The sequence below is a fragment of the Spiractinospora alimapuensis genome, assembly GCF_018437505.1.
Lineage (GTDB): Bacteria > Actinomycetota > Actinomycetes > Streptosporangiales > Streptosporangiaceae > Spiractinospora > Spiractinospora alimapuensis.
On record NZ_CP072467.1, the window covers coordinates 5,663,562 to 5,683,717 of the forward strand.

Sequence of the window (20,156 nt, forward strand, 5' to 3'; positions counted from 1 at the left end):
TTGAGGCGGCGGTGTCCTGTCATGCCCGGTTCACCGCGTTTAGGATTCCTTGTGGTGAGTCACCTGGTGGCGCGGTGGTGCCGGTGTCTCGACGCTGTGGGGTTCCCCCCTGACTGCCACGCTTGTCGGTGTCACAGCGGAAATCCACCGCGCCATCAGGCTTCCCCGGAGATGGGTTGCCTCATAGGGGACCCACGGTGTCCATCCGCGCGGGGACGACTCTGTCTATCTGCGCGGGGAAGACTTCACAGTGGTCATGACAAGCGTGACGTCGTTTCCCCGTGTCCGGGGATGACCCCACCGGGGGAGACGAGCGCCGGCGGTAGGTGGTCCGCGGCCGCTCTGTCCAACAGGACCAGAGTTCGCACACGTCCGCGGGCCCCTGCCGCCGGAACCTGCACCTCGCCCGCTGGCTTCACGGCCAGGTTGACCGCGGCGGCCTTCTCCGCTCCCGAGGCGAGCAGCCACACGTCGTGCGCGCGCCGGATCGCGGACAGGGTCAGACTGATCCGCGTGGGGGGTGGTTTGGGTGCCCCTCGCACAGCCACGACGGACCGGGTTTCCTCATACAGGGCCGGTTGTCCGGGGAACAGCGACGCCACGTGGGTGTCGGGGCCGACACCCAACAGGCAGACGTCGAAGCTGGGCACGCCGCCCTTGTCCTCCGCCCGGGTCGCCGCCGCGAGACTCGTGGCGTAGCGCGCGGCAGCGCCCTCGGGGTCGTCGCCGTCCGGGCCGTCGGAGGCCGGCATGGCGTGCACCCGCTCGGGGTCGACGTCGACGTGGTCCAGCAGCGCGGCACGCGCCTGGGTTTCGTTCCGGTCCGGATCACCCTTCGGCAGGAAACGCTCGTCTCCCCACCACAGGTCCAGCCGCCGCCAGTCCACCGCGTCCCGCGCCGGCGCTTCGGCCAGCTCACGCAGGACCGCGGTCCCGATCCCGCCGCCGGTGAGCACGACGGACGCGGAGCCCCGCGCGTTCTGCGTGTCGACCAGCCGGGTGACCAGACGCGCCGCGACCGCCTTCGCCAGGAGCTGGGCGTCGGGATGCACCACGACACTCACCGGACTCACGACGTGGCCCCCTCGGCGAACATCACACCGACCGAACGCGCGCTGTCGTGGTACACCTCGTCGGCGTCCAGCCGCCGCAACTCCTCGGCCAACGCCTCGGTCGACCCCCGGCGGGGGAGCGCGACGCGCTGGTCGGGGCGTCCCGTTCGGGACAGGGTCGCGACCCGACCATCGGGGCGCGACACCGAGATCTCCTCCGACTCGGTGATCAGCCGGACACCGGTGATCGCCGGGCCCGAGGAGATCGTGCGCCGTACCGGGATCTCGAGCTGGTCCGCGAGCCAGGCGGCCAGGAGGTCGGCGCTGGGGAAGTCCTCCTCCGCTTCGACCTCCGCGTCGGTGACCCAACCACAGGGCCGGTCCATCGTGGACGCCAGCAGGGACCGCCACGGCGTGATCCTGGTCCAGGTGAGGTCGGTGTCGCCGGGGTGGTAGTGCGCGACCCGGTCCAGTAGGTCCCGCACCGAGGAGTCGGCCCGCTGCGCGTCGGTGATCCGACGCTGCGCGAGCCGCCCCAACGGGTCGGTCGAGGGGTCGCTGGGGCCGACGCCGGGCCACCACACCACGATCGGGGCGTCCGGAGCCAACAACGGCGTGACGACCGAGTCCGGGTGGTCACCCAGTTCGCCGTACAGACGCAGCAGCAGGACCTCGCCCGGGCCGGCGATCCCCGGTGGACGGATCTCCGCGTCCAGGCGGGACTCCTCGTCCGGGTCGCGGCGGATCAGCACGAGGATCCGGCTGGGGTGTTCCCGCGCGGCCTCGGTCGCCGCTCGCACCGCGTCGTAGTGGTCCGCTTCGCCGGTCGCGATGACCAGCGTGAGCACCATGTTGTGCGCTCCGCCGATGGTGCGCTGTTCCTTGCTGAGCTCCTCCACGATCTGCGCGGTCGTGGTGTAGGGCAGGTAGAGCGTCATGGGGTCCCCCTCCCGTGGCTCGTCACGGTCGCCGCCACGACCGCCCCTCGCGTTCCAACAGCTCGTGCCCGGACCGTGGCCCCCACCCACCGGGCGCGTAGGGCTCCGGTGCGCCGGACTCGGCCCAGTGGCGTTCGATGGGATCCAGGATCTGCCAGGACAGGTCCACCTCCCGTTGTCCGGGGAACAACGGTGGGTCACCGACCAGCACGTCGAGAATCAGTCGTTCGTAGGCCTCGGGGCTGTCCTCGTTGAAGGAACGCCCGTAGGTGAAGTCCATGCTGACGTCGCGCACCTCCATGGCCGCCCCCGGGACCTTCGACCCGAAGCGCAGGGTCACTCCCTCGTCGGGCTGGATCCGAAGCACCAGCGCGTTGGCCCCCAACTGCGCGACGTCGCTGGTCGGGAAGAAGGCGTGCGGGGCGCGGTGGAACAGGAGCCCCACCTCGGTGACCCGCCGCCCGAGACGCTTGCCGGTACGCAGGTAGAACGGGACGCCGCCCCAGCGGCGGGTGTCGACCGTGAGCCGCGCCGCGGCGTAGGTCTCCGTCGTGGAGTCGGGGCTGATCCCGTCCTCCTGGGCGTAGCCCCGGACGGGAGCGCCGCCCTGCCAACCCTCGGTGTACTGGCCGCGCGCGGTCGCAGTCGACAGGTCGGCCGGCAGGGTCACCGCCGACAGCACCTTCTCCTTCTCCGCGCGGATGGCGTCGGAGGTGAAGGACACGGGCTCCTCCATCGCGACGAGCGCGAGGAGCTGCAACAGGTGGTTCTGCAGGACGTCACGGGCGGCGCCGATGCCGTCGTAGTACCCGGCACGGCCACCGACCCCGATGTCCTCGGCCATGGTGATCTGCACGTGGTCGACGTAGCCACGGTTCCAGATCGGCTCGAAGAGCGTGTTGGCGAACCGCAGCGCCATGATGTTCTGAACGGTTTCCTTGCCCAGATAGTGGTCGATCCGGAAGACCGACTCCGGGGGGAACACCTCGTCGACCTTCGCGTTGAGCTCACGCGCGCTCTGGAGGTCGTGGCCGAAGGGCTTCTCCACCACGACCCGCCGCCAGGCGTCGCCCGAGGACTCCGCGAGACCGCTGCGCTTGATCTGGCCGATGACCGTAGGGAACAGGGCCGGCGGCAGCGACAGGTAGAAGGCGTAGTTGCCGCCCGTCCCCCGCTTGGCGTCCAGGTCACGCACGGTCGCGGCGAGCTGGTCGAAGGCCTCGTCGTCGTCCAGCTCCCCCGACACGAACCGGATGCCCTCGCTGAGCTGCGCCCACACGTCCTCGCGGAACGGGGTTCGGGCGTGGCGGCGCACCGCGTCGTGTGCGACGGCCGCGAAGTCCTGGTCCTCCCAGTCCCGGCGGGCGAACCCGACCAGTCCGAACCCCGGGGGCAGCAGTCCACGGCTGGCAAGGTCGTAGATGGCCGGAAGCAGTTTGCCGCGGGCCAGGTCCCCGGTGACGCCGAACATCACCAACACGCACGGGCCCGCGACTCGGGGCAGGCGCCGATCCCGCGCGTCACGCAGCGGGTTCGGCACGGCGCCCGGCATCACCGGTTCCTTCACCTTCAACCCCATCCCTGTTCTCCGCCAGACCGCGTGGGCGCGGCCGTGACTGACTATGCCGTGGATTCCAGCGCCGCGAGAAGCTCGGCCATTCCCTCCACCCGATCCCGCAGGTGGACCCGCACCACCGGCCGGTCCCGTTCGGCGAGCGCGCCGAAGTCGCCCAACGCCTGGGCCATCTGCAGCCGCGCGAATCCGAAGCCACGCCCCGGAATCGCGAGGTCCTCATCTGTATCCCCGGTGACCTGCAAGAAGACACCGTTCTGCGGGCCGCCCTTGTGGTACTGGCCGGTGGAGTGCAGGAAACGGGGGCCCCAACCGAAGGTGACGGGGTGGACGCCGCGTTCCGCCAACGCCGGACGCAGCCGGCGCGCGGCGACGTCGCGTCCCCGGTCGAGGTAGGCCATCACCGCGAGGTAGCCCCCCTCTTGAGGGAGCGCCGCGAGCGACCGCAGGACGCCGCTCAGGTCACCGAGGTCGTGCGGGACCGCCTCGGTGAACGCCCGCGAGGCGTACACCTCGACCGCGCCCGCGACGAGCAGGGGATCGCCCGTGGGGAGGGGAGCGTCGCCGGCGGACTCCAGCAGCCGGGTCGTGTTGTTCTTGGACTCCGCCACGTTGGGCTGGTCGAAGGGGTCCACACCCAGGACGCGCCCAGCGATCGCGGTCGCGTACTCCCACGCCAAGAACTGGGCTCCCAGCGGACCGGTGACCACTGTGTCGCTCTCCGGCGCCGGCACGCCCGGTGTTCCGAAGCTGACCAGGTGCCGGTCGCCACCGGGGGAGTACCCCGGCGCGTCCTCGTCCTCGACCACGACCGGCAACAGCCCGCGGCCGTCCTTGCCGGTCGACTCCGCGAGGAGTTGTTCGATCCAGTCGCCCAGACCGTGCGGTGCCACCCCTGCCAGCGCGACCTTGTCCCGGCCCGCGTGGTCGCCGGCCCGGGCCGACGCCCCCAGCGCGGCGCCCAGCAGCAGTGCCGGGTTCTTGGCGACGTCGTTGGACCGCAACGACGGTTGCAGGGCCGAGGCCTCGTCCAACAGGTGCTGCACCTCCACCCCCGCGAGTGCCGCCGGGACCAACCCGAAGGCGCTCAGCGCGCTGTAGCGGCCCCCCACGTGCGGGTCGGCCAGGAACACGGTGTAGCCGTGTGTCTCGGCGAGCTCCGCCAACGGCGACCCCGGATCGGTCACGCACACGATGCGTTCGGCGGGCGCGATGCCCGCGTCCCGGAACGCCTGCTCGGCCGCGCGCCGCTGGCTGTCGGTCTCGATCGTCCCGCCACTCTTGGAGGAGACGACCACCACGGTCCGCTCGAGGCCGTCGTCCAGCGCGCGGCGAACCTGCTGGGGGTCGGTGCTGTCCAGCACGATCAACGAGTGACCGCTGCTCTCGGCGATGACCTCCGGTGCCAGTGACGAACCCCCCATCCCGGCGAGGACGACACGGTCGATGCCGTCGGCGCGTTTGCGTTCCGCGAAGGGCAGGAGCCGAGGCAGCAGTGCCTGCGACGACGCGGGCAGATCCAGCCAGCCCAGCCGGATCGACGCCTCGTCCCGAGCCTCGGGGCCCCACAGGGTGTCGTCTAACGCGACCAACCGCTCGGGCACGTCGTCGGACACGAGCCGGTCCACGGCGTGCCGTACCGAATCCTCGGTGTCCATCGTGTGGACGACCGACAGTTCAGCGGCGTTGGACTCGATCACGGCACACCGTCCTCACTCACGAGATGGGACTATCCCGGCTGGCCACCCAGACGTTCGGCCACACCGTCCAGCAGGTCCTGCCAGGACTTCACGAACTTGTCCACGCCCTCGACCTCGAGGACGTTCTCGACGTCGGTGAAGTCCACACCCACGGTCGCCAGCGCGTCGATGTCGGCCTGCGCCTGTGCGTAGGTGCCGGCGATGGTGTCACCCTTGACCACCGCGTGGTCGGCGACGGCCTCCAGCGTGGCCTCCGGCATGGTGTTCACCGTGCCGCTGGCCACGAGCTCCGTCACGTAGCGCGTGTCCTCGAAGGCGGGGTCCTTCACGCCGGTGGACGCCCACAGCGGACGCTGCGGGTGCGCCCCGGCGGCGGCCAGCTCGTGCCACCGTCCCGTCGCGAAGGTCTCCTCGTAGGCCGCGTAGGCCAGACGCGCGTTGGCGATCGCCGCGCGGCCCCGGAGGTGCCGCGCGGCCTCGGAGCCCACCGCGTCCAGACGCTTGTCGGTCTCGGTGTCGACCCGGCTGACGAAGAACGACGCGACCGAGGCCATCGTCGACAGGTCCACGCCACGCTCACGCGCCTGCTCCAGACCCGTCATGAACGCATCCATCACCGAGCGGTAGCGGCTCAGCGAGAAGATCAGGGTGACGTTGACACTGATGCCCTCGGCGAGCGCCTGGGTGATGGCCGGCAGACCCTCGAGCGTCGCCGGGATCTTGATGAACAGGTTGGGCCGGTCCACCATCCACCACAGCGCGCGCGCCTCGGCCACCGTGCGTTCGGTGTCGTGCGCGAGCCGCGGGTCGACCTCGAGCGAGACCCGGCCGTCCTGGCCGCCCGTCGCCTCGTACACCGGGCGCAGAACGTCACACGCCGACCGGATGTCGTGCGTGGTGATCTCCCGGACCGCCTCGTCGACCGGCACACGGCGCAGCGCCAGGTCCCGCAGTTGGTCGTCGTAGGCGTCGCCCTGCTTGAGGGCGCCGGCGAAGATCGTGGGATTGGACGTGACGCCGACGACGTCGCGTTCGCGGACCAGCCACTCGAGGTTGCCGTTGCGTAGGCGTTCCCGGCTGATGTCGTCGAGCCAGACCGCGACTCCCGCCTCGGTCAACTCGTTCAGCGGACCAGACATGGTGCCCCCTTGGTCGATGTCGCTCACTCGTCGCCCAGGTCCTCGGCGCGCTCCGCGCTGCGCCGCGTCGCCTGCACGACCTGGTCCGCCGTGATACCGAACTCCTCATACAACGTCTCGTACGGAGCCGACGCGCCGAAGTGCTCCAGGCTCACCGTCTCTCCGGCCGGGCCGAGGAACTGGTGCCAGCCCAGGCCAACTCCCGCCTCCACGGACACCCGTACCCGAACCTTGGGCGGGAGTACCGTGCGACGGTAGGCCTCGTCCTGCTCGGCGAACCACTCGACACACGGCATGGACACCACGCGGGTGGGGGTGCCGTCGTTCTCCAGTCGCTCGCGCGCCTCGAGGGCGATCGCCACCTCACTACCGGTCGCGATGATGACGGCCTTGGGGGTACCGCCGGTGGCCTCGGCGAGGACGTAGCCGCCCTTGGCCGTGCCCTCGGCGCTGCCCAGGACCTCGCGGTCGAGGGTGGGGACGTTCTGTCGGGTGAGCGCCAAGCCGGCGGGCCGGTTGTCACGCTCTAGGACGGTCCGCCACGCCACCGCGGTCTCGTTGGCGTCCGCCGGACGGACCACGTCCAGGCCGGGGATCGCCCGCAGACTCCACAGGTGCTCGACCGGCTGGTGGGTCGGTCCGTCCTCACCGAGCCCGATGGAGTCGTGCGTCCACACGTAGGTGACGCCCAGGCCGATCAGGGCCGCGAGCCGCACGGCGGGGCGCATGTAGTCGCTGAAGACCAGGAACGTGCCGCCGTAGGGACGGGTCGGCCCGTGCAGGGCCATGCCGTTCATCAGAGCCCATGCCGTGCTCGCGGATGCCGAAGTGCAGGACCCGGCCGTAGGGGTCGCCGGAGAACTCCTTGGTGGAGCGACGCGCCGGCACGAAGGACGGCTGTCCCTTGGGCGTCGTGTTGTTGCTTCCGGCGAGGTCGGCGGAGCCACCCCACAGTTCCGGCAGCACGGGCGCGATCGCGGAGAGGATCTCGCCGGAGGCCTTGCGTGTGGCCATGCCCTTGGGGTCGGCGGGGAAACTCGGGATCGCCGACGCCCAGCCCTCGGGAAGCGCGCCCTGCTGGAGTCGGTCGTACAACGCGGCCCGCTCGCCGGCGTCGCGACGCCACGCGGCCAGCTGGGACTCCCACTCGTCGCGCCCGGCGCTGCCGCGGTCCAGCGCCTCGCGGGTGCGGGCCAGGACGGCGTCGGGGACGTCGAAGGTGGTGTCGGCGTCGAGGCCGAGGATGCGCTTGGTGGCCGCGACCTCGTCGGCGCCCAGGGCCGCGCCGTGGGAGGCACCGGTGTTCTGCTTGTTGGGCGCGGGCCAGCCGATGATGGTCCGCAGCCGAATGAAGGAGGGGCGCGCGGTCTCGGCGCGGGCCGCGCGCAGCGCCTGGTAGAGCTCGTTGACGTCCTCGTGGTATCCGCCGCGCGCCGTCCAGTCGACGTGCTGCACGTGCCAGCCGTAGGACTCGTAGCGGGCCGCGACGTCCTCGGAGAACGAGATGTCGGTGTCGTCCTCGATGGAGATGCGGTTGTCGTCGTAGATGACGACGAGGTTGCCCAGCTCCTGGTGGCCGGCGAGTGAGCTCGCCTCGTGGCTCACGCCTTCCTGCACGTCACCGTCGGAGCAGACGCAGTACACGAAGTGGTCGAACGGGCTGGTGCCGGCGGCGGCGTCGGGGTCGAACAGCCCGCGCTCACGCCGGGCGGCCATCGCCATGCCCACCGCGTTCGCGATGCCCTGCCCCAGCGGCCCGGTCGTGGTCTCGACACCGGCGGTGTGCCCGTGCTCGGGATGGCCGGGGGTACGGCTGCCCCACTGGCGCAGCCGCTTGAGCTCGTCCAGGCTGAGGTCATAGCCGGAGAGGTAGAGCTGCACGTACTGCGTCAGGCTGGAGTGACCCGCGGAGAGGACGAACCGGTCCCGACCCGGCCAGTCCGGCCTCGCGGGGTCGTGCCGCATGATCCGCTGGTAGAGCAGGTAGGCGGCGGGAGCGAGGCTCATGGCGGTGCCGGGGTGCCCGTTACCCGCCTGCTGAACCGCATCCATCGCCAGAGCCCGGGCCACGTCGACGGCGCGCTGGTCCGTTTCCGACCACTGAAGTTCTTCTGACGGCTGGGCGGGGCCAGTGTTCACTGGGCAGGCTCCATCCTTCGAGTTATTCCGAGCGTGCGCTCCACGGGAACGCGAACCGGGGCCACCCCCCGGGGGATACGGTGCGTCAAACGCGCCGCCACAAGGGGCGACCGCCACGACACCGGTCACTCCGAGCTTATCGCGCACGTGCGCGACAGCGACCACCACTCGACGTCTCGACGCTGGACAACGGCGGACGTCGTGACTCCGTCCTAGAAGTCGCCGTCGGCGACCTGGAGCACCGTCAGTCCGATGTTCCGCCACATGGCGACCACCCCGTCGCGGTCGTCGAGGACACACAGCACGTCGTGGTGGTCCCGGATGTGGCGGTCGTACAGCTCCCGCTTCACCACGTGATCCCGCCGTCGGTCCCCCTCCGACCGCATGTGCAGCTCACCGTCCACCCCGACATGCTCGGCCAGCCACTCCCGCGTCGCGGCCGCGCACTCGTCACTGCGACCCGTGACGTACACGACCTCCAACCCCGACTTCGCGAGGCGTCGGACGACGTCCACCACCGGTGCGTTCGGCGTGTCCTCCCCGACCCGGTGCCACTGATACGGCCCCCGAGCGTCGGCGCCGGTACGCAGCGCGAGGGTTCCGTCGATGTCGACGAGGATGGTCCTGCTCACTGAGTTCCTCCATAGGGGGAGACCGTCGCCTGAAGTCCGATCTCACCCTATGGGCGGGTTTGTGAGGGGTGTGGGCGCCCTTCGATGTGTGGGCCTCCCGTGTCGATGGGGGCTCACTACCGACGTGGGGCCGGTGCGCCCGGTGTGACTCGGTCGATCACTGTCCGGGTCCGCGTTCTCCGCGTCGCCGGAAGTCAACGTGGTGGGATCCCGAACGAAAAGAATACGCTTGTTGCAGGAATAACTGCAACAAGCGTATTCTCATGTCCATGAGCGAACCGACCGAAGCCGAGCTGGACTTCGTTGATGAGGTCGCGGTCTTCTTCGAACGCGAAGGGATGCCACTGATCGCTGGGAGAGTGATCGGATGGCTGCTGATCAGTGATCCTCCTGAGCAAAGCCCGGCCCAGCTCGAAGCGAATCTTCGAGTCAGCCGCAGTTCGATCAGTTCCGCGACCCGGCTGCTTACGCCGAGCGGACTGGTGGAGTCAGTCCGCGTGAGGGGCGATCGTCGGCAGTACTTCCGTATAGCCCCCGATGGTTGGAGCCGCATGCTGGAGCGCCGCTACGCCCAGGCGACGTCCTTCCGCCAGGTGATGGAGAACGGACTTCGGATCCTGGAAGGCGAAGGAGCCTCCCCCAAGCGCCGTGAACGCCTGGACAACGTCCGTGACCTCTACACCTTTCTCGAGGAGGAGCTCCCGGCCCTCCTGCGGCGTTGGAAGGAGTCCTGATGGAAGAGCGGACCACGCGCCAGCGCGACCCCTTCAGCCGGGTCACCATCGACTGTCCCGAAGGCCCCCTGAGCGTTATCGCCGAGGGTCGGACAGGTCCTCCGGTCCTACTGCTCAGCGGTGCGGGACAGGACAACGCCATGCTGAGCTGGCGACACCTCATCCCCTTCCTGGCGCAAGATCACCGGGTCATCGCGCTCGATTGGCCCAAGCAGGGAAACAGCAAGCCCTGGAACGGAACCGCTGACCATCCGGTCATGCTTGACGTCATCACCCGCGCGCTGGACCACTTCGGCCTCGAGCGAGTGGCGATCGTCGGTATGTCGCAGGGTGGCGCACTCACCCTCGCCTACGCGATCGACCATCCCGACCGGGTGGAGCGCATCGTCGCGATCGCGCCCGGTGGCATCATCTCGTTCCCTCCAGTGGTGCACCAGCTCCTTTGGATGGCGGCCCGCAGTCGATTCCTCAACACGACCGTGCCCTCATGGATGTTTCGCGGGCGAAAGCAGGTCGCGCGCTTCCTCCGAGGGGCGCTCTTCGCGGGCCCGGTCGAGGACTTCGAGGAGATCGTGGACGAGGTCTTGGACGAGATGAGGACGGGAACCAGCACCTCGGACTGGCAGTCCACCTCCATCGGCTTCTGGCGGATGAAAGTGGACTTGAGGCCACGCTTGGGGGAGATCACCTGCCCCACGTTGTTCATCCAGGGCGACAAGGATGTCGGAGTGCGTCCACATCACACCATCGCCGCCGCGAATCGCGTTCCACGGGCGCGTCTGGAGATGCTGAAGGGCCACGGCCACTGGCCCAATCGGCAGTCGCCCGAGAGAGTCAATACGCTCATCCGCGACTTCCTGCGGGACTGAGCTGCCCACGACGCCACGGCCACTTACCTATGGAGCGGTGGTATCTCCCCGGCCGGTTTCGCCTCGCCTCCCGGGACAGCGCATGTTTCCCACGGTCACGCAACGGGAGCGAAGGCTGGACCCGGCCGGCGGCGGCGAGCCGGCCTGACCCATCGAGTCGAGGCCCCCACCGATCCGGCTCCACCAGGTGACTTCTCTCACCGCAGGTCATGCCGGCAACGGGGGGTGGATCGGGGGTTGGCGCGGACCTGTACTACAGTTTGTCGTTGATTGGTCCTCGCGCTGGGGGTGGCCACTGCCGCGGCGAGTTCCAGGACCCGTGGTGGCGAGCGGAATGGTTCATCGGATGGCGGTTACAGATCAGGCGCGGCCTCGCGGCGGGGGTCCGAACTCCTTCGGGGCCTACGTGCGTTCGTATGTGGCGCTGTCGAAGCCTCGAGTGATCGAGCTGTTGCTCATCACCACGATTCCCGTGATGTTCCTGGCGGCCGGTGGTGTGCCGCCGTTGCTCACCGCGGTCGCCACGCTGATCTTCGGGACGCTCTCCGCCGCCAGCGCCAACGCGATCAACTGCTACATCGATCGCGACATCGACGCGGAGATGCGTCGAACACGGCGCCGGCCGATGGCGATGGCCCAGGTGACCCCCCGTGGTGCGCTGTTCTACGGCGTGTTCCTGGGCATCCTGTCCACCCTCGGCTTCGCCGCGACGGTCAACCTGCTCGCCGCCGGGCTGTCGCTGTTCGCCATCCTGTTCTACCTGTTCGTGTACTCGCTGCTGCTCAAGCGGCGTACGGCGCAGAACGTGGTATGGGGCGGCATCGCCGGGTGCATGCCCGTCCTGATCGGGTGGGCGGCGATCACCGGCGAGCTCGCGCTGGCGCCGTTCGTGCTGTTCCTCGTGGTGTTCTTCTGGACGCCGCCGCACACCTGGGCCCTGGCCATGCGCTACAAGGAGGACTACGCGGCGGCGAAGGTCCCCATGCTTCCCGTGGTCGCCACGGAGAAGCGGGTGCTGGTCGAGTGCGTCATCTACAGCTGGGTCACCGTGGCGTGCTCCGTCGCGCTGTGGCCGGTCGCCAACACCACCGTCTTCTACCCCGTGGTCGCGGCCGCGCTCGGCGTCATCCTGTTGTGGCAGGCGCACCGGCTGCTCGCGCAGGCGCGGAGGGGAGTCACCGGGCCGCAGTTGCGGACGATGGGGTTCTTCCACCTGTCCAACGCCTACCTCGCGCTGCTTTTCACCGCGGTGACCATCGATCCGCTGCTCGCCGGCTGGATGCGCTGAGGCGCGACCTCGGCGGCGCGCCCCAGCGTGCGGTCATTGCTGGCCGCCCGCCGTCACCACTCCGGGCCGGTCGTCCTGTAGTGGGGTGATCCCGGGCCCTGCTCGGGAGGCGCCCCGGGAAGTCCCACGTAGGCGACACCGACCCGCACGGTGAAGTGGAAGCTCTTCGTCGCCCCCTGCACGATGACGGTGTACTCGTAGTCGTCGTGGTGCACCACGGTCCGTGACTTGGGGCTCATGGGGTGCTGAGGGCGGTGGTTGTTCGCCAGGTGCCACGCGGCCTGCCGCGCCTCCTCCTCGCTCGCGTAGGTCGTCCCGAGCGACGGGTCGTAGATCTTGCGCCCCTGCTGCTGCTTGTTGGTCTCCTCCTCGATGAGGACGATCCACCGTGGCTCCGCCATCCGCCAACTCCCCGTCGTTTCCGTGTGCCGTGGTCCGGACACTCCCCGACGTTACTGTGCGCGGATATGTGGGGCCTAGTCGCCGTTGGAGGCCGACTTGTGCCGCCGTATGCGCCACCGGCGGACGAACCGCTCCACGTCGACGGGAACGAGGTTCAGCGGTGGTCCCTCGGGCGGCCGCATGTTCATTTCCCGGATGCGACGGTTGATCTCGGTGAGGATCTGGCGCACCTCGGCCTCGGAGGAGGCGTCAGCGGCGTCGGCCAGTGCCTGCTCGGCGGCCTTGCGCAGCGCCAGGGTGGGGGGAAGGTAGCTCAGCCCCTCGGCACGCATCTTCTTCTTGACCCACCACAGGTCGTCCCGGGGCCGGTCGATGTCCTGGATCGGCAGCCCCGTCCCGGGTACGTCGTCGAACTCGCCGCGTTCCACCGCCTCGCGGATCTGCTTCTCCACCCAGGACTCGAACGGTTCGCCGGTCGGCTTTCGTTCGACCATCGCCACCCCCGGTCCTCCGGTCCCTCGGCCACGCCACCCGGCGGTTCGGCGGCCATGCCTTCAGTCTATGAGGCACGTCACCGCAGCTCTCGAGGTGTCCGAAGACGGCCAGCGACGCACTCATCGGCGGGTATGACGCCGATTGCGCGCATTGGTGATGGTGTGGGCGACGTGCCGACTCGAAAGATCGATCGGGCTCAAGCTAGGCTCTGATGCCATGCCCGGTCTCGATACCAAAGCCATCCTCGAAGGACGCCGACCCGGCCGGCACTCCGTCGGCCTGATCATCGGCATCGGCGTCAGCGTGCTGTGCATGCTGCTGGTGTTCGGCTACTTCCTGCTGATGGGCGTGCTTGGGGCAGGCGCAGCCGGGGCCTTTGGTTTCGTGATCAGCCTCGCCGCCGCCGTCATCCCGGTGTCGATCATCATCCCGCTCATTCTGCTCCTGGACCGCTTGGAACCCGAGCCGCCGCGGATGCTGGTGTTCTCGTTCCTGTGGGGTGCCGGGGTGGCCGTCCTGGCGGCGCTCATCCTCAACACGGTGGGCGGGATGTACTACGCGGTGCCCACGTTCGGTGCCGGCGGGGAGTACTTCACCGCCACGGTGATCGCGCCGGTCGTGGAGGAGAGCATGAAGGGGCTGGTGCTCCTGCTCTTCCTGTGGCGGCGTCGTAACGAGCTGAACTCCCTCACCGACGGCATCATCTACGCCGGTATGGTCGCGGCGGGCTTCGCCTTCACCGAGAACGTGTCCTACTTCCTGACCTCGTTCTTCGAGGGCGGCTTCGGTGGTTTCGCGTTCGTCTTCGTCCTGCGCGGCCTCGTCTCACCGCTGGGACACCCCATCTACACGGCGATGATCGGGATCGGGGTGGCCTACGTCGCCCTCAATCGGGGGCCCGGGCGGTGGGTCGCGCTGTTCTTCGGCTGGGTGGCGGCGGTGCTGCTGCACGGACTGTGGAACGGGTCCACCGCGTTCGGCTTCGGCGGCTGGGCGGTGGCCTACTTCCTGATCTTCCTGGTCCTGATCGGGATCATCGTGATCGCGGTCGTGGACCGGCGGCGCGTCATCGCGGCCATCGCCTACTACCTTCCGCCCTACACCAACACGGGGCTCGTGACGGCCCAGGACATCCGGATGTTGAGCACCATGGGGGGCCGGAAGCTGGCCCGTCGGTGGGCACAGTCGACCGGTGGCCGGGGCGGGTACAAGGCGATGGAGGACTACCAGCTCGCCGCCACCGAGCTCGCGCTGATGCACATGGAGTGGGACCGGGGGATCGCCCGCCCCGACTGGCAGGCCCGGCGGGACTCCCTCCTGGCGCTGATGCACGTGGCCCGGGAGGCCTTCCTTGGCCACGTGCGCCAACCCGTGGCACCCACGTGGGCGGGCTCGGCGACCGACTCCGGGTTCATGCGGCGTGGCAACTTCCAACACATCATCGACCAGGCGCGCGCTCAGCAGCAGCAGCGGCCTAGCGGCCCGCCGCCGCAGCCCGGGGGCTCCCAGCAGGGGTGGTGACCTCGACGCGTTCCGCGGTGCCGAAGTACACGCGGAGGATGAGCACCCAGGTGACGACTGAGCCCAGGACGTGGGCGACCACGAGGCCCTCCGGGAGCTGCAGGGCGTACTGGGTGTAGCCGATCGCGCCCTGGGCCGCCACGGCGGCGACGAGGACGATCGCGTAGCGCCGCAGGTCCCGCGGGGCGCCGCTGCGCAGGAAGTTGACGAGGAGGGTGACGGCCCCCAGCGCCGTCGCCCATCCCAGGACGGCGTGCACCCGCGTGACCGTGGGGAGGTCGAAGCCCCACCGTGGCGCCTCGAGGTCACCGCCCAGAGGGCCGGTGCCGGTGGTGACGACGCCGGCCGCGAGCAGCAGGAACCCCACGACGGCCAACCCGGCAGCGAGCCGCCGCTGCCCCTCGTCGACCCGGGGGCGCAACTCGCCTCGGGGTTCGCGCAAGCGCAGGTAGAGGGCGACCGTCACCACGAGCATGACCATCGACAGCATGAAGTGCGTGCCCACGGAGGCGGGGTGCAACCGGGTCCACACGGTGATCCCACCGACGACCCCCTGTCCGAGCACCCCGAGGGGGATGACCACGGCCATCCGCATCAGATCCGGGCGTCCGTGCCGGCCGTACCTGCGCCACAGCGCCACGACGACGATCACACCGACCGCCAGGACGAGGAAGGTCAACATCCGGTTGCCGAACTCGATCGCCTCGTTGAGTACGGGGTGGTGGTCACCACCCGACGGAACGAAGCTGTCCGGAGTGCAACGCGGCCACTCCGAGCATCCGAGCCCGGACTGGGTCACCCGCACCGTCGCCCCCGTGACCGCGATCCCCGCGTTGACGGCGACGTTCCCCAACGCCCACCAACGCAACGACGCGTCACTCGGCTCCCAGATGGTGCGAGCGAGCAACACCAACGCGATCACACCCGCGACGGCGAAACCGACCTGCCATCCCCAGATAGGGACACCGAGCATGTCCGCGGCCAGCACGGTCTGGGGTTCAGTGGAGAAGCCTGGCATACGACACAGCGTAGTAGGGCGCGCTGGTTCCCCTGTTCGGGGGCGGCGAATAGGGCTTGACCTGCGGTGTGAACCGGTTGCGGCGTGACGCCCGGCTGAGCCGGTTACTCGAGGTCGCAGACCTCGTCGGCGGTCTGCGCCTCGGGGGAGAGTTCGGCATGGGTGAATCCCCACGGTTCGCCGATCTCGGCGAGGCGCCCGTCGGCACGCATGTCGTCCACGACCTCGTTCACGGCTCGCCGTAGGTCGCCCTCGTCTGTTGGGAAGGTGAATCCCGAGTAGCTGCGCGGGCTTCTCGGGAAGGGGTCCGTGGTCTCCATCGAGTCGGCGTTGTCCAGTTGCTCGTCTTCGGCTTGATCGCTCAGCCACCACCGCAGGCGCACCGACTCCTCCGCGTATCCGTCGATCTCGCCCTCGGCCAACATTTCCGGAGCCTCGTCGATGGGTGCACGCACGGCTTGCTCCCTGTCCACCTCGACGTGCGCGGCGTCCCCCGGAGACCGGGAGATGCCGGTGATGAGGTCCCCGTCGTCAAAATCGGAGAAGTCCACGATTCCCTGCGGGGTCCGGGCCTCGACAAGGAACGAGCCGAGGTTCTCCGTCACTGGGTTTCCTGGTTGAGTGTCCTCGCAGGCGGTATGGAGTTCGTTCGGGATAACCAGGATGTCGAGATCATCGGTGTTTATGTGATCGGGGCTGTGGGCCAACGAACGCTCCACCAGTTCGATCTCGCCCGCGCCGAGTTCGGTGAACACCTCGTCCGCGAGTTCGGGAAAGAATCCCCTGGGGGCGCTCTCGAGATCAAGGGAATAGGGTTCCCGCTGCGGCATGCCGATCCGCACCGTCCCACCGTCTTCGATTCGTTCCAGCGCTGAGTCGACCTCCTCGTCGTCACCCTCGGGAGACGCAAAAGGTGTGGGGGATTCCGAAGGGGTATTCGGCGACGGCGACGCGCTCTGTTCCGCGCGCACTTGCGCGTCATCGTGGTTCTGGACGTTGACGAGGGATACGCCGACCAGCAGGGCGACCGCGCCGGCACCCAGTACGAGGCCCGCGATGTGCCCGCTGCCTACGGACTTCGACAACCAAATCCTCCCAGGAGTGGGGGTGAACCCAGGACTCGTCCGAGGGCGACGCTACCAACGCGGCCCCAGCATCGACGGCCCAGAGACTGACCGCTCCCGGACATATGCGTGCGGATGGCGCCGAGCGGTGGGTCACCGCGCCGCTTCTCGGAGGGAGGCGGTGACACGGCGGGTGAGGAAGGTGCAGTTGCGTCCGCGTCGTTCGACCTCGCGCACGATGGTCCAGCCCTGAACGTCTTGGTAGTAGCGGACCAGGGCGGAGGAGAACGTTCCACGACGGACTTCTCCTCGCCCGGTCTGGCAGGCGTGGTCAAGTGCCCAGCGAGCGATGGTGTGCCCGAGGCGCTGGTTGTTGGGCGTGGTCCACGTGGAGGCGAGGAACACGGCAAGGATGGCACGCTCGGATTCGGTGAAGCCCCAGGGTGGGGACTCGTTGTAGACGCTGGTGCAGCCGAGCACCGTTGCGTCGTCGACGAGGACCCACATCGGAGTGTCGTCGCGGGTCTGGGCCGCGATGGCCTCGGCCGTATCGTCGGTGACGCGTAGGCCGTGTTCGCGCATCCACTCCATGCGAGCGGTGACCATGGCGGCCACTGCGGTCGCGTCGGCGGGTGTGGCTTCACGCATGCGGCTCCTCGATACAGCTCGCCCTCGGCTTTGGGAAGTGTGGGGTCCGTCCTCACTCGTGGATGGTGAGTTCACCGTCGTGCTGGGTGACGCGGTAGGTGTCGTGGGCGGGGCGGCCGGCGAGCTGCCAGTCGGTCCAGGTCTGCTCGGCGACCGCCCAGAGGTCGGTGTCGCCATAGGTGACGGTCGGGCTGGTCTCGGCGTCGTTGAGGGGGACGCGGGCCCAGGCGGAACCGTCCCGCTTCTGGAGTTGGAGGGCGCGTTCGGCGCCGTCGGTCCACATGACGCGTTGGACGTCGGGAAGGCGGGAGGCCAGGAGTATCCGGTAGGCGTAGTGGTCTTGGATGATGCCCGCGGTGAGGCGGGTGGGGCGCGTCGCGGTGGTGGGGGCGTAGTCCAGACGTTGCGCGCCGGTGGGGGCGTTGGGGAAGCGGGCCGGCATGAAGGACACCGTGTGGCGCGTGAAACTCCCCTCCAGCTTTCTACCGTTGAGGCGCAGCGCGACGGCGCCGGACTCGATGCCGAGGTCGATCGCGGCGAGGATCAGCCCGCCTTGGGCGAGCTGGTCGATCCACGCCGGCGGGATATAGGGAACGGAGCAGGTGGCGATGATCCGCTCGACCGGAGCGTCGAGTGCGAGTTGGCGTTGGCGGCCGTCGCCGGTGGCGAGGGTGGGGGTGTAGCCGGCGGCGTTGAGACGTTGGCGCGCGGCGTCGACGACCTCGGGCTGGACGTCGATTGAGTAGACGTTCTCGCTGCCGAGGCGTTCGCAGAGCAGGGCGGTGGTGTATCCGGTTCCGGTGCCGATCTCCAGGACCCGCGTCCCGTCGTGGACGTCGAGGCCGCGCAGCATCCCGGCCATCAGGCCGGGCGCGGTGGAGGAGGAGGTCGGGATCCCGACGGTCCCGCCGTCGAGGGCGGTCACCAGGGTTTCGTCGGCGTAGGCACCGGCAGGATCCTCGGCGGCGGTGTGACTCAGCCAGTTTCCGTTGCTGGGGGTGTACCAGCGGGGGACGAGGACATGGCGCGGCACCGCCGCGAACGCCGGCGCCCACGTCTCGTCGAGGACTCCGTTGGCGCGGAGCTGGGCGACTAGCCGGTCACGGTGGATCTGGTGGGGATCGGTCGTCACGGGGGTCCTTCCAGAAGTTCATCGACGATCGCTTCCACGATCGGTAGTCCTGTCTCATGCTGGATCCAATCCCACTGGCCAGCGGGGTTGACCTCGAGGAACACCCACTCACCATCGGGTTGCACGACGAAGTCCAGCGCGCCGAACCGCAGCCCCAACCGGGCCAGGAGGGCGTGCACGCCGTCGGCGACATTCTGGGGGACCGTCGTGGTCTCGTAGCGGAGTTTGCGGTAGTCCGACCGCCAATCGATGACGCCGGTGTCGCTGTCGGCGTGGACCGTGGCGGCGAGGAGTCGGTCACCGGCGACGGTGAGGCGGACCTCGTGGTCCTTGGGCACCCAGCCTTGGAACAGGTGCGCCGTGGCCTCAACCCCCTCCGCCATTATCAGCGACGGCCGTGAGCTGAAACTGCTGTACACCCAGCTCCTCGCTGACCCCGACCTCTGAATGTCGGGCCGCCCTGCCTGGGAGGGTGAGGGGCGGGGCGGCCCGGTGGCCCGCGCGCCGGGGGGCGCGCGGGACGTCAGTCGCCTTCCACGAGCAGCCTGTGCAGGCGTCGTTCCAGGGCGACGGTGCGGTCCAAGGGGAGGCGCAGATTGTCGTTGGCTGGGGAGGAGACCCATCCGTAGTCGGTGGCGATCATCAACAGGCTCCGCTCGCGCCTGCGGACAGTGACGACGCGCTGGGAGTAGCTGAGTTCGGTCACGATCTCGTCCCGCTGTAGCCGAGGCGAGTGGAACGCGAGGTTGCGCGCGGCGACTTCGGTCCACACGGCTGTCCGGCCTGGCGAGCTGGGGGAACGTCGATCGCGTGGGGATGTGGTCACCAGGCTCCTCCGCTTCGTTGAGCTGGAACCAGAAGAGGGAGGTGGGCGGTGACGGTGCAGTGATCGTGGTGGGTGATGGTGGTCCAGGTTTCCGCCATGGCGACGACCAACTGGAGTCCGTGCCCGTGCTCGGCGAGGGGGGCGGGGCGCCTGCCCCACGCCGGGGTGGACTGCGTGTCGTTGCCCTGATCGGTGACACTCACCAATGCTCGGGTGGGCTGGATTTCTGTGGTGACGGTGAAAGTTCCACCGAGATCTCCGCTTCGGGTGTGCAGCAGCGCGTTGGTCGCGAACTCCGACACCACCAGCACAGCCTCTTCGATCGCGTCGTCATCGACCCCGTGCTTGGCCAACTCTGTACGGACCCAGGCGCGGGCCAGCGCCACACTTCCTGGCAGGCCAGCGAACCTCTTCGTGGTCATGACGACACCCCCACCACGGGCAGCGGCCCGGTCGCGAGGATCGACGTCACTGTTGAGGGATGGCTGAGGGCGGTGCCACACGACCGGCACCACGCATGAGATGGGCGACGGAAGAGGTAGGGACGAACCCGCGAATGACGGCGACGTGCATCACGCGAAGCTGGGGGTACAAGAATCCCGTCATCGCGAGTTAGGGTTCTCGCTGGCATCAGTCCTCCTAAGACTGGTGTCCACGCCCCGGGGCAGTGCAAGCTGCCGCCGGGGTCTCGGGATGAGGTGACGTCATCGCCGGGTCACTCCGCAGATGCGAGACGCGTGCGGAGCCCCTCGGGAGACGGCGCCGTGAGGATCGATCCTCCGGAGACCGGAATCGCACACCATTCGCCAGGAACGTGATCTGGGCTCAGGGCGCGCCAAATCCGATAGGTGGCGAAGTCAGCCTGGAGCCGTTCCAGGGCGATGTCATCAGCCCAGGGCCCGTGAAGATCGTTACGGTCCATGGTCCGCGTCCACATGCGATCACCGTTTTCGCTATCGATCGGTGACCTGGACGCTACGCACTTC

The 20,156-nt window shown here is 69.0% G+C and carries 19 protein-coding genes and 1 pseudogene; 4 read left to right on the forward strand and 16 right to left on the reverse strand.

Annotation, left to right across the window (positions count from 1 at the left end; genetic code table 11):
* Positions 1-254: 254 nt before the first annotated feature.
* The 7 genes and pseudogenes from pgl to J4H86_RS26275 all read right to left on the reverse strand — a co-directional run bounded on the left by pgl (position 255) and on the right by J4H86_RS26275 (position 9,173).
* Positions 255-1,073, reverse strand: a complete 819-nt coding sequence (pgl, locus tag J4H86_RS26245; protein ID WP_236540980.1) for a 6-phosphogluconolactonase — start codon at positions 1,071-1,073, stop codon at positions 255-257.
* On the reverse strand, positions 1,070-1,990 hold the full coding sequence (locus tag J4H86_RS26250; RefSeq protein ID WP_236540981.1) for a glucose-6-phosphate dehydrogenase assembly protein OpcA: 921 nt from the start codon (positions 1,988-1,990) through the stop codon (positions 1,070-1,072). Before J4H86_RS26250 ends, pgl begins: the two co-directional genes overlap by 4 nt.
* Before the next feature lie 22 nt (positions 1,991-2,012).
* Positions 2,013-3,542 carry a glucose-6-phosphate dehydrogenase gene (gene zwf, locus J4H86_RS26255; protein ID WP_236544188.1) on the reverse strand — a complete coding sequence of 510 codons (1,530 nt, stop codon included), beginning with the start codon at positions 3,540-3,542 and terminating at the stop codon, positions 2,013-2,015.
* Positions 3,543-3,610: 68 nt separating this feature from the next.
* On the reverse strand, positions 3,611-5,221 hold the full coding sequence (locus J4H86_RS26260; RefSeq protein WP_236544189.1) for a glucose-6-phosphate isomerase: 1,611 nt from the start codon (positions 5,219-5,221) through the stop codon (positions 3,611-3,613).
* 71 nt (positions 5,222-5,292) lie between these two features.
* Positions 5,293-6,402, reverse strand: coding sequence for a transaldolase (gene tal / locus J4H86_RS26265; protein WP_236540982.1), 1,110 nt, complete (start codon positions 6,400-6,402; stop codon positions 5,293-5,295).
* A gap of 23 nt (positions 6,403-6,425) precedes the next feature.
* Positions 6,426-8,454: pseudogene (tkt, locus tag J4H86_RS26270) on the reverse strand (transketolase).
* A 299-nt stretch (positions 8,455-8,753) separates the two neighbouring features.
* Positions 8,754-9,173: a phosphatase domain-containing protein gene (locus tag J4H86_RS26275; RefSeq protein WP_236540983.1), complete on the reverse strand. Its 420-nt coding sequence runs from the start codon at positions 9,171-9,173 to the stop codon at positions 8,754-8,756.
* Between the two features lie 269 nt (positions 9,174-9,442).
* Here J4H86_RS26275 and J4H86_RS26280 point away from each other — a divergent pair, with 269 nt between their 5' ends.
* The 3 genes from J4H86_RS26280 to J4H86_RS26290 all read left to right on the forward strand — a co-directional run bounded on the left by J4H86_RS26280 (position 9,443) and on the right by J4H86_RS26290 (position 12,064).
* On the forward strand, positions 9,443-9,907 hold the full coding sequence (locus J4H86_RS26280; protein WP_236540984.1) for a GbsR/MarR family transcriptional regulator: 465 nt from the start codon (positions 9,443-9,445) through the stop codon (positions 9,905-9,907).
* Positions 9,907-10,776, forward strand: a complete 870-nt coding sequence (locus J4H86_RS26285) for an alpha/beta fold hydrolase (RefSeq protein ID WP_236540985.1) — start codon at positions 9,907-9,909, stop codon at positions 10,774-10,776. The genes J4H86_RS26280 and J4H86_RS26285 overlap by 1 nt, the downstream gene beginning before the upstream one ends.
* Before the next feature lie 346 nt (positions 10,777-11,122).
* Positions 11,123-12,064, forward strand: coding sequence for a heme o synthase (locus J4H86_RS26290; protein WP_236540986.1), 942 nt, complete (start codon positions 11,123-11,125; stop codon positions 12,062-12,064).
* A 53-nt stretch (positions 12,065-12,117) separates the two neighbouring features.
* On the opposite strand, the gene J4H86_RS26295 is transcribed toward J4H86_RS26290, so the two are convergent.
* Together J4H86_RS26295 and J4H86_RS26300 are read right to left on the reverse strand one after the other, a co-directional pair.
* Positions 12,118-12,465 (reverse strand): hypothetical protein, encoded by a 348-nt coding sequence (locus J4H86_RS26295; RefSeq protein WP_236540987.1) that lies wholly within the window; start codon positions 12,463-12,465, stop codon positions 12,118-12,120.
* Positions 12,466-12,540: 75 nt separating this feature from the next.
* Positions 12,541-12,960 carry a DnaJ family domain-containing protein gene (locus J4H86_RS26300; protein WP_236540988.1) on the reverse strand — a complete coding sequence of 140 codons (420 nt, stop codon included), beginning with the start codon at positions 12,958-12,960 and terminating at the stop codon, positions 12,541-12,543.
* 217 nt (positions 12,961-13,177) lie between these two features.
* On the opposite strand from J4H86_RS26300, the gene J4H86_RS26305 reads away from it, so the two are divergent.
* Positions 13,178-14,482, forward strand: coding sequence for a PrsW family intramembrane metalloprotease (locus J4H86_RS26305; protein ID WP_236540989.1), 1,305 nt, complete (start codon positions 13,178-13,180; stop codon positions 14,480-14,482).
* Here J4H86_RS26305 and J4H86_RS26310 read toward each other — a convergent pair.
* The 7 genes from J4H86_RS26310 to J4H86_RS26340 all read right to left on the reverse strand — a co-directional run bounded on the left by J4H86_RS26310 (position 14,436) and on the right by J4H86_RS26340 (position 19,592).
* Positions 14,436-15,500, reverse strand: coding sequence for a COX15/CtaA family protein (locus J4H86_RS26310; protein ID WP_236540990.1), 1,065 nt, complete (start codon positions 15,498-15,500; stop codon positions 14,436-14,438). The two genes, J4H86_RS26305 and J4H86_RS26310, sit on opposite strands and share 47 nt — an antisense overlap.
* Positions 15,501-15,604: 104 nt before the next feature.
* A complete protein-coding gene (locus J4H86_RS26315) occupies positions 15,605-16,585 on the reverse strand; it encodes a transporter substrate-binding domain-containing protein (protein ID WP_236540991.1) in 981 nt (326 codons plus the stop codon).
* A gap of 132 nt (positions 16,586-16,717) precedes the next feature.
* A complete protein-coding gene (locus J4H86_RS26320; RefSeq protein WP_236540992.1) occupies positions 16,718-17,212 on the reverse strand; it encodes a hypothetical protein in 495 nt (164 codons plus the stop codon).
* Between the two features lie 52 nt (positions 17,213-17,264).
* Positions 17,265-18,344 carry a methyltransferase domain-containing protein gene (locus J4H86_RS26325; protein WP_236540993.1) on the reverse strand — a complete coding sequence of 360 codons (1,080 nt, stop codon included), beginning with the start codon at positions 18,342-18,344 and terminating at the stop codon, positions 17,265-17,267.
* On the reverse strand, positions 18,341-18,763 hold the full coding sequence (locus J4H86_RS26330; protein WP_236540994.1) for a hypothetical protein: 423 nt from the start codon (positions 18,761-18,763) through the stop codon (positions 18,341-18,343). The genes J4H86_RS26325 and J4H86_RS26330 overlap by 4 nt, the downstream gene beginning before the upstream one ends.
* A gap of 104 nt (positions 18,764-18,867) precedes the next feature.
* A complete protein-coding gene (locus tag J4H86_RS26335) occupies positions 18,868-19,170 on the reverse strand; it encodes a hypothetical protein (RefSeq protein WP_236540995.1) in 303 nt (100 codons plus the stop codon).
* Positions 19,167-19,592, reverse strand: a complete 426-nt coding sequence (locus J4H86_RS26340; RefSeq protein ID WP_236540996.1) for an ATP-binding protein — start codon at positions 19,590-19,592, stop codon at positions 19,167-19,169. The genes J4H86_RS26335 and J4H86_RS26340 overlap by 4 nt, the downstream gene beginning before the upstream one ends.
* Positions 19,593-20,156: the final 564 nt, after the last annotated feature.